Origin of the sequence: Ruegeria sediminis, assembly GCF_005938215.1 — a bacterium.
Lineage (GTDB): Bacteria > Pseudomonadota > Alphaproteobacteria > Rhodobacterales > Rhodobacteraceae > Ruegeria > Ruegeria sediminis.
This window is the reverse complement of the sequence record NZ_VCPD01000007.1, coordinates 1-13391: the sequence shown is the minus strand read 5'-3', so window position 1 is coordinate 13391 and position 13391 is coordinate 1. Positions and strand designations below refer to the sequence as shown.

Below are 13391 nucleotides of genomic sequence, written 5' to 3'. Positions count from 1 at the left end.
AAAAGCCGCGCCCGGAGGCGCGGCTTTCGAAACTCGATGTGCGGAATTCTCAGCCCTGGCGAGCTTTGAACTTGCGCTGCGTCTTGTTGATCACATAGACGCGGCCTTTGCGACGCACGATCCGGCAGTCGCGGTGCCGGTTCTTGAGCGAGCGGAGCGAGTTCTTGACCTTCATGGCCTATCTCCAGTTCCTGCGGCGCGGGCCAGCGCCTGGGTTAGCGGGTGCCTCGGGTCTTGACCCAAAACAGTGAATTCATGGTGGGCGGTACTGGGATCGAACCAGTGACCCCTACGATGTCAACGTAGTGCTCTACCGCTGAGCTAACCGCCCATGAATGCCGTCGCGTGGCCGCCCCAGAACGAAATGGGGCGCGGATCCCCGCGCCGGTAGCGGGCTCTATAAAAGGAGTCGCCGAGGGGATCAAGGGCTTTGGAACAACTATTTTCCGGTCTATGATTTCACCGGACAAGGAGAGAACATGCAGAACGCAGCCTACCACCTGAGCGCCCCGGCCAATCGCACGTCCTGCGTGGTGTTTTCCTCGCCTCACAGCGGGCGCGACTACAGTCCCGAGTTCCTGGAACGCTCGGTGCTGAACCGTCATGCGATTCGCTCGTCCGAGGACGCTTTCGTCGATCTGCTGTTCGAACCGGCCGCCGAGTTCGGGATGCCGCTGCTCAAGGCGGCGATGCCGCGCGCCTATCTCGACCTCAACCGCAGCGCCGAAGAACTGGACCCGGCGCTGATCGACGGCGCCCGGCGGCACGGTCACAATCCCCGCGTCGCCTCGGGCCTGGGGGTGATTCCCCGCGTGGTGGCGAACGGGCGGGCGATCTATCGCGGCAAGCTGCCGATGATCGAGGCGCAGCGCCGGATCGAGACCTATTGGCGCCCGTATCACGCGCGGCTGAAATCCCTGCTCGACGAATCGCATCGGCTGTTCGGACAGGCGATCCTGGTGGACTGCCACTCGATGCCGCGCGAGGCGGTGGCCGGCCTGACGCGCAACCACACGTCCCGCCCCGAGATCGTGATCGGCGACCGGTTCGGCGCCTCGGCCTCGTCCGAGGTCGTGGACCGGATCGAGGCCGCCTTCGCCGCGGCGGGGTTGACCGTGTCGCGCAACGCGCCCTTCGCCGGCGCCTATGTCACCCAGACCTACGGGCGGCCGTCGCGCCAGCAGCACGCGGTGCAGATCGAGATCGACCGGTCGCTCTACATCGACGAGACGCAGATCCTTCCGAACGGCAATTTCGACGCCTTCCGCACCCTCCTGCGCCAGGTGATCGCCGAGATCGCGGCCATCGGCCAGGATCCGATGCAATTGGCGGCAGAGTAGCGGGTCTTCGGCCCGGTTCCGGCTTTTTGACCGGTTCGCCAAACCGTCCTAACCTGACGGAAAGGACAAGGGCCGTTCCGTCATGACACATCGCGCAATGCCCGGATCGACCAAGGCCGGTTCACCGCCGCAGGACGCGGCGGCGGACGCGTCCGGCTTTGGCTTCGCGACGGGCGGCGCGGCGGTGATCGCGGCCTTCGCGTCGCTGATCACCTGCTATGTCGGCATCGCGATGGAGGCGCTGTTCGGCTTCGAACGCCAGATGTTCAACCCGCATGTGCAGGCCGTGTTCATGTGGGGGCTGGCGCTTGTCGCGATGTACTTCGTCTGGAAGGACCGCGAGCGTCACCAGCGCAGCCTGCCCGTCGTACTGGCCGTCGCCGCCGTGGCGATCCTGATGGCGACGCTCTACCTCAACTACGATCACCGGATCGAGGCGCTGGCCTATGTGCTGCTGGTGATCGCCACGCTGCTGAACCAGAACTTCCTGCTCCGCGCCCTCAACCGCACCGTCCGGTCGCAGACCGCCGAGATCTCGGAACTCAATGCGCGGCTCGAAACCAAGGTCGAACGTCAGGCGGGCGAGATCGGCCGGCTGGAACGGCTCAAGCAGTTCCTGGCGCCGCAGATCGCCGAGGCGGTGGTGCAGGGCGGGCGCGAGGATCTTCTGCAGACCCATCGCCGCTACATCGCCTGCCTGTTCTGCGACATCCGCAACTTCACCGCGCTCTCCGAGGCGCTCGACCCCGAGGACGTCATCGAGATCCTGCGCCAGTTCCACGATCGCGCGGGGGCGCTGACGGCGCGCAGCGGCGGTACCATCGGGTTCCGGTCCGGCGACGGGCTGATGGTCTATTTCAACGACCCGGTCCAGTGCGAGCAGCCGGTGCTCGACGCGGTGCGGCTGGCGCTGGATGTCCAGACGGCTTTCGACCAGATCTGCGCGCCGTGGCGCCGGATGGGCCATCAGGTCGGCATCGGCATCGGCATCGCCAGCGGCCACGCCACGATGGGACTGGTCGGCAAGGAGGGCCGGGCCGACTACACCGCCATCGGCGGCGCGGTGAACGTGGCGTCGCGCCTCTGCGACGCCGCCGCGCAGGACCAGATATTCATCAGCCAGCGCGCCTATCTGGATGTCGAGGACCTGCTCGAGGCCGAAGCGGTCGGCGGCCTGACCCTCAAGGGCCTGTCGCACCCGGTCGAAACCTACCGGGTGCTGGGCCTGAAGCGCGGCTAGCGCAGCGCGCGCCCCTTCAGGATCGCGTCCGCCCCGAACTTGCGCCGGATCTCGTCCGCCGCCCGTTCCGCCCCGGACCGCCGCGTCGCGCCGGGATCCAGCAGGTCGCCCGAGATGTCCGCCTGACCGGCGTCGCACAGGTCCGACAGGCCGCAGCCCAGCAGGCGATAGGGCCCCTCGTCGCCCACCTGGTCGAACAGGCCGCGCGCGGTGCGGTAGATCCGGTCGGCCATCTGCGTCGCGTCCCGCAGCGACACCCGCCGCGTCAGGATCCTGTGGTTGGCCTTCTTCAGCTTCAGCGTCACCACCCGCCCCGCCAGCCCCTTGGCCTTGGCCCGGTCCGACACCTTTTCGGCCATCCGCCACAGGTGTCCGTCCAGAATGTCCGGGTTGGCGGTATCCTCGAAAAAGGTCGTCTCGTTGCTGATCGACTTCATCGGCTCGTGGGTGGACACCCGCCGCCGGTCCTCGCCCCGCGCCAGGTGCCACAGGCGATGGCCCATCGACCCGAACCGGGCGGTCAGCGCCTCCTGGTCCCAGCGCAGCAGGTCCGCGAAGGTCCGGATGCCGGCGCGCTCCAACGACTCCTGCGCGGCAGGGCCGATGCCCCAGATCAACCGCACCGGCCTGTCGCGCAGGAACGCCGCGGTCTCGGCCCTGCCGATCACCGAGAACCCGCGCGGCTTGTCGAGGTCCGAGGCGACCTTGGCCAGAAACTTGTTGTGGGACAGCCCGATCGAGCCGGTCAGCCCCAACTCGTCCTTCATCCGCTTGACCAGCCGCGCCAGCATCACCGCCGGCGGCGCGCCGTGCAGCCGTTCGGTGCCTGAAAGATCCATGAACGCCTCGTCCAGCGACAGCGGTTCGATCACCGGCGTCAGCTCGTCCATCATGGCGCGGATCTGCCTGGACACCTCGGCATAGACCGACATGCGCGGCTTGATCACCACCGCGTCGGGGCAAAGCTGCAGCGCCTTGAACATCGGCATGGCCGAGCGCACCCCGCGGATGCGCGCCACGTAGCAGGCGGTGGACACCACGCCGCGCCGGCCGCCGCCGATGATCACCGGCTTGTCCGCCAGGTCCGGGTTGTCGCGCTTTTCCACCGAGGCGTAGAACGCGTCGCAATCCATATGCGCGATGGTCAGGTCGAACAGCTCGGGATGGCGCGTGACGCGGGGGCTGCCACAGGACGGGCAGCGCCGCGCATCCTCGAATCGGGTCAGGCAATCACGACAGAGACCGGGCATCGAACTTATCCGCGCAGGCAGGGCCACCGTTTCGGGGCGGGAGCAGACCGTTTCTACACCCATACCGGCGCCGATCATAGCCGGTCCGCGCATTCCGGCCGGACCTGCGGCGCTGCGGGAAAGAAAGCCGGCCTGTCAAAGAAGACCCCCCGCGAATTGCGGGGGGAGGTGACGAACCTCAGGAAGAACCGGTCCGTCGGGGAGTGTCTCGATTTCAGAATCGCTCAAAAGCCGCCCCGGCGGTAGCGTTGACACTGCGACCCGGAAAACTCGATTTTTGCATGTGTTTTTGCGGGCACAGGGGCATTTCGGCGCGTTTTGGGCACAAAACCGCACGCATTCAACCGGTTGCACCGGAAATGCGGCCCGTTTTCGCCCCGGATTCGCAGCCCGGTTCAGTGCATGGCAAGAGAATTCAGTTCCGCCAGAACCGCCTCGGCGGCGGCGACGGGATCGGCGGCGCGATAGATCGGGCGGCCCACCACGATGTGATCGGCGCCGTCCGCGACCGCCTGCGCCGGGGTGGCGACCCGTTTCTGGTCGCCCAGATCGGCGCCCGCCGGGCGCACGCCCGGCGTCACGATCAGCCGCCCCTCGGCCTGCGGCAACGCGCGGATCAGCGCGGCCTCCTGCGGGCTGGCGATGACGCCGTCGGCCCCGGCCTCGAAGGCGCGGGCGGCGCGCTCCAGAACCAGGTCCCGCACGTCGCCCGGCTTGATCAGACCGGCATCCAGATCCTCGCGGTTCAGCGAGGTCAGGATGGTCACCGCGAGGATCTTCAGATCCTTGCCCGCAGCGCCCTCCTTTGCGGCGCGCACCACGTGCGGATCGCCATGCACGGTCAGGAAATCCAGATCGAACTGCGCCAGCCCGCGCACCGCGTTTTCGACCGTGTTGCCGATGTCGAACAGCTTCATGTCCAGGAAGATGCGCTTGCCATGCTCCTGCTTCAGCTCGTTGGCCAGCGCCAGCCCGCCGCCGGTCAGCATCCCCAGCCCGATCTTGTAGAAGGACACGGCATCGCCCAGCTTTTTGGCAAGCGCCAGTCCTTCCAGCGCGTTGGGAACATCCAGGGCTACGATCAGGCGGTCATCGGACATCGGCGCGGTTCCTTGCGGTTTGGGTTGGCGCTTCATAGTGCGCCCCCGGACCCGGGGCAAGCGCGGCGCCCCGCAGCGCGCGGTTCCGCCACGAGAACAGGCCAAAAACCGATGCCGCGCCAAGGTTTGCCGGCCCCGGCCCCTTGAACGGCCGCGGCGATTGCCCAAATTGAATGCGAGGCCCGGGCCCAGGCGTGCTGCACAGCAGGCGCGAATTTTCCGGGCGCTTGGAAAAGGAGAGCAGAGATGGACTTGAACAAGTTCACCGAGCGTGCGCGGGGATTCGTGCAGGCGGCGCAGACGATCGCACTGCGCGAGGGGCATCAGCGGCTGGCGCCCGAACATTTACTCAAGGCATTGATGGATGACGATCAGGGGCTGGCCAGCAACCTGATCCAGCGCGCCGGCGGCGCGCCCGTCCGCGTGGTCGAGGCGCTGGACGCGGCGCTCGCGAAGATCCCCAAGGTCAGCGGCGACGCGGGCCAGATCTATCTCGACGGCCAGACCGCCAAGGTGCTGGACGAGGCCGAGAAGGTCGCCAAGAAGGCTGGCGACAGCTTCGTGCCGGTCGAACGCGTGCTGATGGCGCTCTGCATGGTCAAGTCCAAGGCCAGGGAGGCGCTCGAGGCCGGCGCGGTCTCGGCGCAGAAGCTGAACGAGGCGATCAACGACATCCGCAAGGGCCGCACCGCCGACACCGCTTCGGCGGAAGAAGGCTATGACGCGCTCAAGAAATACGCCCGCGATCTGACCGAGGCCGCCGCCGAGGGCAAGATCGACCCGATCATCGGCCGCGACGAGGAAATCCGCCGCTCGATGCAGGTGCTCAGCCGCCGGACCAAGAACAACCCGGTCCTGATCGGCGAACCCGGCGTCGGCAAGACCGCCATCGCCGAGGGCATGGCCCTGCGCATCATCAACGGCGACGTGCCGGAATCGCTCAAGGACAAGAAGCTGATGGCGCTCGACATGGGCGCGCTGATCGCCGGCGCGAAATACCGCGGCGAGTTCGAGGAACGGCTCAAGGCCGTCCTGAACGAGATCACCGCCGCCGCGGGCGAGATCATCCTGTTCATCGACGAGATGCACACGCTGGTCGGCGCCGGCAAGTCCGAAGGCGCGATGGACGCCGCCAACCTGATCAAGCCGGCGCTGGCGCGGGGCGAGCTGCACTGCATCGGCGCGACCACGCTGGACGAGTACCGCAAATACGTCGAAAAGGACGCGGCCCTTGCCCGCCGGTTCCAGCCGGTGATGGTGCAGGAGCCGACGGTCGAGGACACCATCTCGATCCTTCGCGGCATCAAGGAGAAATACGAGCTGCACCACGGCGTCCGCATCTCGGATTCGGCGCTGGTGGCGGCGGCGACGCTGTCGCACCGCTACATCACCGACCGCTTCCTGCCCGACAAGGCGATCGACCTGGTGGACGAGGCCGCCTCGCGCCTGCGCATGGAAGTGGACAGCAAGCCCGAAGAGCTTGACCAGCTCGACCGCCAGATCCTGCAGATGCAGATCGAGGAAGAGGCGCTGAAGCTCGAGGATGACGCGGCCTCCAGGGACCGGCTGGAAACCCTGCAGAAGGATCTCGCCGACCTGCAGGAGAAATCCGCCGAAATGACCGCCCAGTGGCAGGCCGAGCGCGACAAGCTGGCCTCGGCCCGCGACCTCAAGGAGCAGCTGGACCGCGCCCGCGCCGAACTGGACATCGCCAAGCGCGAGGGCAATCTCGCCAAGGCGGGCGAACTCAGCTACGGCATCATCCCGGAACTCGAGCGCAAGCTGGCCGAGGCCGAAGCCGCCGAGGACAGCGGCATGATGGTCGAAGAGGCCGTGCGCCCCGAACAGATCGCCGCCGTGGTCGAACGCTGGACCGGCATCCCGACCTCGAAGATGCTGGAGGGCGAGCGCGAAAAGCTTCTGCGCATGGAGGAAGAGCTGCATCGCCGCGTGATCGGCCAGGACACCGCCGTCAAGGCCGTCTCGAACGCCGTCCGCCGCGCCCGCGCCGGCCTGAACGACGAAAACCGCCCCTTGGGCTCGTTCCTGTTCCTCGGCCCCACCGGCGTCGGCAAGACCGAGCTGACCAAGGCCGTGGCCGAGTACCTGTTCGACGACGAGCACGCGATGGTCCGCATCGACATGTCCGAGTTCATGGAGAAACACTCGGTCGCCCGCCTGATCGGCGCGCCGCCGGGCTATGTCGGCTATGACGAGGGCGGGGTGCTGACAGAGGCGGTCCGCCGCCGGCCCTACCAGGTGGTGCTGTTCGACGAAGTGGAAAAGGCGCATCACGACGTGTTCAACGTGCTGCTGCAGGTGCTCGACGACGGCGTGCTGACCGACGGCCAGGGCCACACCGTGGACTTCAAGCAGACGCTGATCATCCTGACCTCGAACCTCGGCTCGCAGGCGCTCAGCCAGCTGCCCGAGGGGGCCGACGCCTCGGATGCCCGGCGCGACGTGATGGATGCGGTGCGGGCGCATTTCCGCCCCGAGTTCCTCAACCGTCTGGACGAGATGGTGATCTTCGACCGGCTCAAGCGGTCGGACATGGACGGCATCGTCGACATCCAGCTGGCGCGCCTGAAAAAGCGCCTGGCCGGCCGCAAGATCGAGCTGGTGCTGGACGACGCCGCGCATGAATGGCTGGCCAGCGAAGGCTACGACCCGGTCTTCGGCGCCCGCCCGCTCAAGCGGGTGATCCAGCGCGCCCTGCAGGACCCGCTGGCCGAGGCGCTGTTGGGCGGCGAGGTCAAGGACGGCGACACCGTTCCCGTCACCGCCGGACCCGACGGCCTCATCATCGGCGACCGCCTCGGCACCTCGGACCGGCCGAGGCCGGACGACGCGGTCGTGCACTGACCGCGGCGGCCCGCGCCGCCACATGACCAAGGCCCGCCGGCGACGGCGGGCCTTTTCGCGTGCCGCACCTTGCGGCAGGCGGCGAACCTGGCGGCATGCGCAAACCGCTCGCCGCGCCGGCCGCAACACCAGGCCACGCGCTCAAACGACGTCCCGGTGTTCAGCCCCGGATCGAATAGGGCGGCGACTGAGACCCATCTCGCCGGTTGAACACGACGACAGCGCCATCGATGGCCGGCGTGCTGCAGAACTCCTGACCCACCAGGTTCTTCGGCGCGGTATAGGTGCTGCACACCTCGCGCGCGTCGGCGGAAAACGTGCCGACAACCGGTTCCCCGCGATAGCTGCCGCCCACGGTCCCGTCGGGGTAGAAAATGAACGTGGTCCCGCCCTCGGATACCAGCCGCTTTCCAACCAGCGTATCGACGACGGTAGGCTGCGCCGTTCCGGTGTCCGTCACGCAGGCGCTCAAGCCGATCATTGAAATGGCTGCCAATGCCAGAAGCTTTTTCATTCGTCCCTCCCGCTTAAATATGTCTTGCTTGAAACTGCCCAACATTGAACATAATCCGAAAGTTGAAATCAAGATTGCCGGTCTCCTGCAACGGTGATGCATCCGTGCGGGACGTTCACACCTGATTGAAGGCGACCGGCCGTCCGGCGCATCAACCCCCGCGCAATTCGCCGTGTGCCGCCGCCGCGCCCGCGTGAAACCCCGCCCCGAACCTGCTATGCTCGCTTCCGCAATCACCGGACCGCGGAGGGGTTCGGCCGCATGACCCCGTTCAGACGCAACATCGCGATCGCCGGGCTTCTTGCCGCGCTTCTGGCCGGAGCCTGGCTCGCCTATGCCTATGGCCACCAGTTCTCCACCCCCGAACGGATGGCGGCGCATCTGCGGGCGGCGGGGATCTGGGCGCCGGTGGTGGTGATCGGGCTGATGGTGCTGCACAGTTTCGTGCCGTTCCCGGCCGAGATCCTGGCGCTCTGCGCCGGGGCGGTGTTCGGCACGCTGATGGGCAGCGTGCTGATCTGGTGCGGCGCGATGCTGGGGGCGCTGGTGGCCTTCGCCCTGGCGCGCTGGCTGGGACGGGACGTGGTGCGCGGCTGGCTCAGCGCGTCCCAGGCCCGGCAGCTCGATGCGTGGACCGAGGCGCAGGGCGCCTTCACCCTGCTGATCCTGCGCTTCCTGCCGGTGGTCGCGTTCAACCTGATCAACTATGCCGCCGGCCTGACCCGGGTGCGGCTCTGGACCTTCGTCTGGACCACGGCGCTCGGCATCCTGCCGGTCACGGTCCTCTGCGCCTGGCTGGGCGCGCGGATGCGGGGCCTGGACTGGCCGGCGATGCTGGCCCTTTCGGCCGGCGGCATCCTGGCGCTCGTGCTGCTGCACCGGCTGGCGCGGTCGCGGGGCTGGGTCTAGGGCAGGGGAAGCGCCGCCCTTGTCGCCTCACCCTAGTTCGTGCGCTCCGCTCTGGTCTGGCGCATGGCGCCGCCGGTGCCGGTGATCCGCAGGCTGTGGCCGTTGTCGAGCAGTTCGAAATCGGCCTTTTCCAACTCCCCCTTCCAGCCGTGCTTGGTCTTTTCCAGGGCCGATGTCTCGGGTCCGTCGCTCAGGCGGCTCCAGACCAGTTCGGTGCAGTCGGCGTTGACGGTGAAATCGCCGTAGACGCCGTGTTCCTTGAAGGAATATTCGCCTCCGGCCCAGGGGCAGGCTTCCTGGGCGAATGCGGGAACGGCGGCAAGGCCAAGGCAGAATGTCGTAAGGGAAAGAAGCTGTTTCATGTCCTGTCCAGTGCAAAAGGGTCAAGAAAGTGGGCCGAGCGTAACCCATGCAACGCGGCCGTCCTAGCGCCAATTCGATGCGGCCCGGGCCGGGCGCATGGCGGATTTGTCACGCCGCCGCCGGTCCAAAGCGCCACGCCCGCGACGTCCGCGCGCATTGCCTGTATAGTCCCGGAATCATGTGTTTTTCCGCCCAAGCCAGTTTCATCGCCGGGGCCGCTCTGGTGACCTGTGGTGGCGTGACCCTCCACATGGCGCGGCAGGCGGGCGCGCGCTATCTGCCCCTGGCCAGCCTGCCGCTGGTCTTCGGCCTTCAGCAGGTTTCCGAGGGCGTCCTCTGGCTGTCCTTCGACACTGCCGCGGGGCCTTCGCTGGCGGCGGCGCTGGTGTTCCTGTTCTTCGCCTATTGGTTCTGGCCGTTCTGGGTGCCGATGTCCTCGGCCATGATCGAAACGGATCCGCGGCGGCGGCGGGTCTTTTCCGGCATCGCCGTTCTGGGCTTCTGCCTCGGGGCTCTGCTGTTCCTGCCGGTGCTGCTGGGTCCGGACAAGCTTGACATCTATCTGATGAAACATTCGATCCGCTACGAAAACGCCCAGATGTTTCCCAACGAAGGCGCAAAACTCGCCGCCCGGCTGGTCTATGCGGCGGTCATCTGCGCGCCGCTGATCGGGTCCAGCCTTCCGCAGCTGCGCGGCTTCGGCTACCTGATCCTCGCCTCGGTGGCCGCCGGTCTGCTGTTCGCATCCTACGCCTTCACCTCGATCTGGTGCTTCCTGGCGGCGGTGATCTCGGCCTACATCTATGTGGTGCTGCGCGCAGTCAGATCGGCACGGCCGCTGGCGCTGGGCGCAAGCCACGCCAAACGGTGACACGTTCCGCTCAGCCGCTCGACGTCCGTTCGTCACAGGTCTTCTTGGCCTGCGCGACGGAAAGCGAATTGCCGACGATGCTCACGTCGTTGGTCAGGCTGTTCACCTGCTCCACGCCTGGCGGGCGTTCAAACCCGAAGGTCACCGCGCGCTCGCCCGGTCTGGCGGTGCTGGCCGCGGGCCCTTGCCAGACATAGATCCGCTCGGTGCCGCGCTTCGACAGCCGCCTCAGCGCATAGTCCCCCGCGCCGCACCAGTAGATCGCGTTCTCGGAAAAATCCGCGACGACCTCGATCAACCCGTTGGCCAGCGGATAGGCCGCCGATCGCGACTCGTTGCCGGCCCGGGATTCCTGGACCGCGAATAGGCATGTGAACGATAGGACGAGCGTCAGAGCGAATGGCTTGGTCGGCATGGTTCGAACCCTTTCCTGTCACCCGAGGATACGCACCGTTCGTGATGCCGGATCACTTTCCGGGGGCCAGGCGGCACTCGGCGCCGCGTCGGCGGGCTTGGTTTCGGGCTGTACAATTCGGAAGGTGGGTCGTTCCAACGATTTACAAGTCGGACAGTTTGCGCTGTCTACTGGCCCACGGCTTCCCTGACGATGCCGTCGAGCAGCGCCTGAACCTCCTGCATCGCGCCGTCGGGGAATTGCCGGAAACCGACGATCACCTCTCCCGGCTGGTCCGCCAGTTCGGCCACGAAGATGCCATAAGGACAATAGGCGATGTTCATCGGATCGACTTCCATCACCTTGCGCGACACCGCCGCCGAGCAGAACGTATAGACATTCGCCTTGGTGAACAGGACCTTGTCCGACCCCACATCCTCGCGCGTCCGTTCCAGCATGTCGCCGACATGGCTCACGTGATCCACGACCAGCCCCTCGCCGACAATCGCGCTTTCGACGGCAAAAGCCACGTCGTCGAAGGGTTCAACGGCCTTGTAGCTTACCATATCTTGCGCTTGCGAGGCAGCGGCCCCCAAAATGCAGCAGGTTGTTAGCAGCAATCTTTTCAAGTCGCTTCTCCTTCCATGAAATGGCGGGCGCGCGGAAACGGCGTTGCCACCCAACGGTGATTCCGTGGAATCACAGATGCAAATATAGGAATTTTTGCAGGGATTGTGGAAAAGATTGGCCCGGGGCGTTTTTTGGAACCGCGCCCGCGCACCGATCAGGACCCGACTCCGATCGATCCGGCCAGGTTACAATCCCGTATCACGATTGTGAGTCGAGTTGCTTTGGAAACCCTGTCACACACAGATAAATCAAATGCAGTTGATTTGACCGGAGACCGAAATGGCCCATCGCTGGCAAAATGACCTCAGCCCCGCGGACGTGACCCCCGAAGCCGTTTTCCTGAACCGCAGGCAGTTCATCGCGGGCGCAACTGGACTTGGCCTCGCGACGCTGGCGCCGCCGGCCCGGGCGGAAACGCTGGAGCCGAACAGCTGGGAAGAAATCACCAGCTACAACAATTTCTACGAATTCGGCACGGACAAGAGTGATCCCGCCAAATATGCGGGCGCCATGACGACCGAGCCCTGGAGCGTCCAAATCGACGGCCTGGTGGACCGCCCCGGAGACTATGATTTCAAGGACATTCTGTCCGAAATGACCATCGAAGAGCGCATCTATCGGTTCCGCTGCGTCGAGGCATGGTCGATGGTGGTGCCGTGGAACGGCTTTGAATTCGCCGATCTGCTGAGCCTGGCGGGCGTGCAGGATGGTGCGAAATACGTGGCCTTCGAAACGCTCTACCGCCCGGACGAGATGCCCGGAACGCGCTTCCCGGTTCTGGACTGGCCTTATCGCGAAGGTTTGCGGCTGGATGAGGCCATGCATCCGCTGACGCTGATTGCGACGGGGATCTACGGAAAGCCGATCCCGAACCAGAACGGCGCGCCGCTACGGCTGGTGGTTCCGTGGAAATACGGGTTCAAGTCCATCAAGTCGATCGTGCGGATCACGCTGACCGACACCCAGCCGCCGACAAGCTGGAACATGGCCATTCCGCGTGAATATGGCTTCTACAGCAACGTGAACCCGAACGTGGACCATCCGCGCTGGAGCCAGGCCTCCGAGCGCGTGATCGGGGGAGGGCTTTTTTCCAAGCGCGTGCCGACATTGATGTTCAACGGCTACGAAAACGAAGTCGCCAGCCTTTACGACGGAATGGACCTGGCGAAATACTACTGACGTGATGGAATGGATGAACGCACAACTGCGCCGCATTCCCATGTGGCTCGTCTACGTCGCCGGTATGCTGCCAGCCCCGGTGCTTGTGTATCTGGGGGCAACGGGCGGACTGGGAATCGAGCCGATCGAGGCGTTGGAGCATGAACTTGGCAAACTTGCCTTGCAACTGGTCGTTGCCGTTCTGGCAATTTCGCCGCTCCGCAGATTAACGGGGCTGAACCTGATGCGGTTCCGTCGGGCAATCGGTCTGCTCGCTTTCTTCTATGTCTGTTGCCACTTGCTGGTCTGGCTGGTGCTGGACGTGCAGAAACCGGCACAGATCTGGGCTGACATAGTGAAACGGCCGTATGTCACGGTCGGCATGGCCGGGTTCCTGCTGATGCTGCCCCTGGCGGTGACGTCGAACAACTGGTCGCTGCGCAAGCTTGGTCCGCGCTGGCGGCTGCTGCATCGTCTGACTTACCTGGCGGCCGTTCTCGGTGCTGTGCACTACGTCATGCAGGCCAAGGGGTTTCAGTTGGAGCCATTGATCTACCTTTGGATCATTCTCGGGCTTCTGCTATTGCGCCTTCCCGGTTCGCGCCGCAAGGCCGTCGCCTGACTCGTTCGGATTCTCCCTGATTCACGCCTGTTTTCTGTTGCGGCTGTGTGGATCTTTGTTGGCGCTGGTGTTTCGGCTGGTGATTCCGGTGTGTTTGTGCGGGGTTTTGGGAATGTCCGGTGGTTGGGTTTGTTG

General features: G+C 65.6%; 14 protein-coding genes and 1 tRNA gene. 7 read left to right on the top strand and 8 right to left on the bottom strand.

The window, feature by feature from the left end:
• Positions 1 to 49 precede the first annotated feature (49 nt).
• Both ykgO and FGK63_RS16980 read right to left on the bottom strand, forming a co-directional pair.
• Entirely contained in the window at positions 50 to 175 is a 126-nt protein-coding gene (ykgO, locus tag FGK63_RS16985; protein ID WP_008755722.1) for a type B 50S ribosomal protein L36, read from the bottom strand.
• Positions 176 to 256: 81 nt separating this feature from the next.
• Positions 257 to 331 (bottom strand) — tRNA-Val (locus FGK63_RS16980).
• Between the two features lie 148 nt (positions 332 to 479).
• Between FGK63_RS16980 and FGK63_RS16975 the strand changes: the two genes are divergently transcribed.
• Both FGK63_RS16975 and FGK63_RS16970 read left to right on the top strand, forming a co-directional pair.
• Positions 480 to 1340: an N-formylglutamate amidohydrolase gene (locus FGK63_RS16975; RefSeq protein WP_138844481.1), complete on the top strand. Its 861-nt coding sequence runs from the start codon at positions 480 to 482 to the stop codon at positions 1338 to 1340.
• Between the two features lie 82 nt (positions 1341 to 1422).
• Positions 1423 to 2580, top strand: coding sequence for an adenylate/guanylate cyclase domain-containing protein (locus FGK63_RS16970; protein ID WP_138844479.1), 1158 nt, complete (start codon positions 1423 to 1425; stop codon positions 2578 to 2580).
• On the opposite strand, the gene FGK63_RS16965 is transcribed toward FGK63_RS16970, so the two are convergent.
• Positions 2577 to 3830, bottom strand: a complete 1254-nt coding sequence (locus FGK63_RS16965) for a DNA polymerase IV (protein WP_138844477.1) — start codon at positions 3828 to 3830, stop codon at positions 2577 to 2579. The two genes, FGK63_RS16970 and FGK63_RS16965, sit on opposite strands and share 4 nt — an antisense overlap.
• A gap of 395 nt (positions 3831 to 4225) precedes the next feature.
• Complete coding sequence (gene pyrF, locus FGK63_RS16960) at positions 4226 to 4930, bottom strand: orotidine-5'-phosphate decarboxylase (protein ID WP_138844476.1); 705 nt, start codon at positions 4928 to 4930, stop codon at positions 4226 to 4228.
• Positions 4931 to 5176: 246 nt separating this feature from the next.
• Here pyrF and clpB point away from each other — a divergent pair, with 246 nt between their 5' ends.
• A complete protein-coding gene (gene clpB, locus FGK63_RS16955; protein ID WP_138844474.1) occupies positions 5177 to 7795 on the top strand; it encodes an ATP-dependent chaperone ClpB in 2619 nt (872 codons plus the stop codon).
• A gap of 160 nt (positions 7796 to 7955) precedes the next feature.
• Here clpB and FGK63_RS16950 read toward each other — a convergent pair whose 3' ends face one another.
• Positions 7956 to 8309: a hypothetical protein gene (locus tag FGK63_RS16950; RefSeq protein WP_138844471.1), complete on the bottom strand. Its 354-nt coding sequence runs from the start codon at positions 8307 to 8309 to the stop codon at positions 7956 to 7958.
• Between the two features lie 261 nt (positions 8310 to 8570).
• Between FGK63_RS16950 and FGK63_RS16945 the strand changes: the two genes are divergently transcribed.
• Positions 8571 to 9218: a TVP38/TMEM64 family protein gene (locus FGK63_RS16945; RefSeq protein ID WP_138844469.1), complete on the top strand. Its 648-nt coding sequence runs from the start codon at positions 8571 to 8573 to the stop codon at positions 9216 to 9218.
• A 32-nt stretch (positions 9219 to 9250) separates the two neighbouring features.
• On the opposite strand, the gene FGK63_RS16940 is transcribed toward FGK63_RS16945, so the two are convergent.
• A complete protein-coding gene (locus tag FGK63_RS16940) occupies positions 9251 to 9580 on the bottom strand; it encodes an invasion associated locus B family protein (protein ID WP_138844467.1) in 330 nt (109 codons plus the stop codon).
• Positions 9581 to 9759: 179 nt separating this feature from the next.
• Here FGK63_RS16940 and FGK63_RS16935 point away from each other — a divergent pair, with 179 nt between their 5' ends.
• Positions 9760 to 10452 carry a DUF6629 family protein gene (locus FGK63_RS16935; protein WP_138844465.1) on the top strand — a complete coding sequence of 231 codons (693 nt, stop codon included), beginning with the start codon at positions 9760 to 9762 and terminating at the stop codon, positions 10450 to 10452.
• Between the two features lie 10 nt (positions 10453 to 10462).
• Here FGK63_RS16935 and FGK63_RS16930 read toward each other — a convergent pair whose 3' ends face one another.
• Together FGK63_RS16930 and FGK63_RS16925 are read right to left on the bottom strand one after the other, a co-directional pair.
• A complete protein-coding gene (locus FGK63_RS16930; protein ID WP_138844463.1) occupies positions 10463 to 10867 on the bottom strand; it encodes a hypothetical protein in 405 nt (134 codons plus the stop codon).
• A gap of 167 nt (positions 10868 to 11034) precedes the next feature.
• Positions 11035 to 11412, bottom strand: a complete 378-nt coding sequence (locus FGK63_RS16925) for a DUF302 domain-containing protein (protein WP_246044072.1) — start codon at positions 11410 to 11412, stop codon at positions 11035 to 11037.
• Positions 11413 to 11755: 343 nt separating this feature from the next.
• On the opposite strand from FGK63_RS16925, the gene msrP reads away from it, so the two are divergent.
• Positions 11756 to 12655: a protein-methionine-sulfoxide reductase catalytic subunit MsrP gene (gene msrP / locus FGK63_RS16920; protein ID WP_138844459.1), complete on the top strand. Its 900-nt coding sequence runs from the start codon at positions 11756 to 11758 to the stop codon at positions 12653 to 12655.
• 4 nt (positions 12656 to 12659) lie between these two features.
• The gene (gene msrQ / locus FGK63_RS16915) at positions 12660 to 13256 is read left to right on the top strand and encodes a protein-methionine-sulfoxide reductase heme-binding subunit MsrQ (RefSeq protein WP_138844457.1); all 597 of its coding nucleotides are present in this window, start codon (positions 12660 to 12662) and stop codon (positions 13254 to 13256) included.
• The last annotated feature ends 135 nt before the right edge of the window (positions 13257 to 13391 follow it).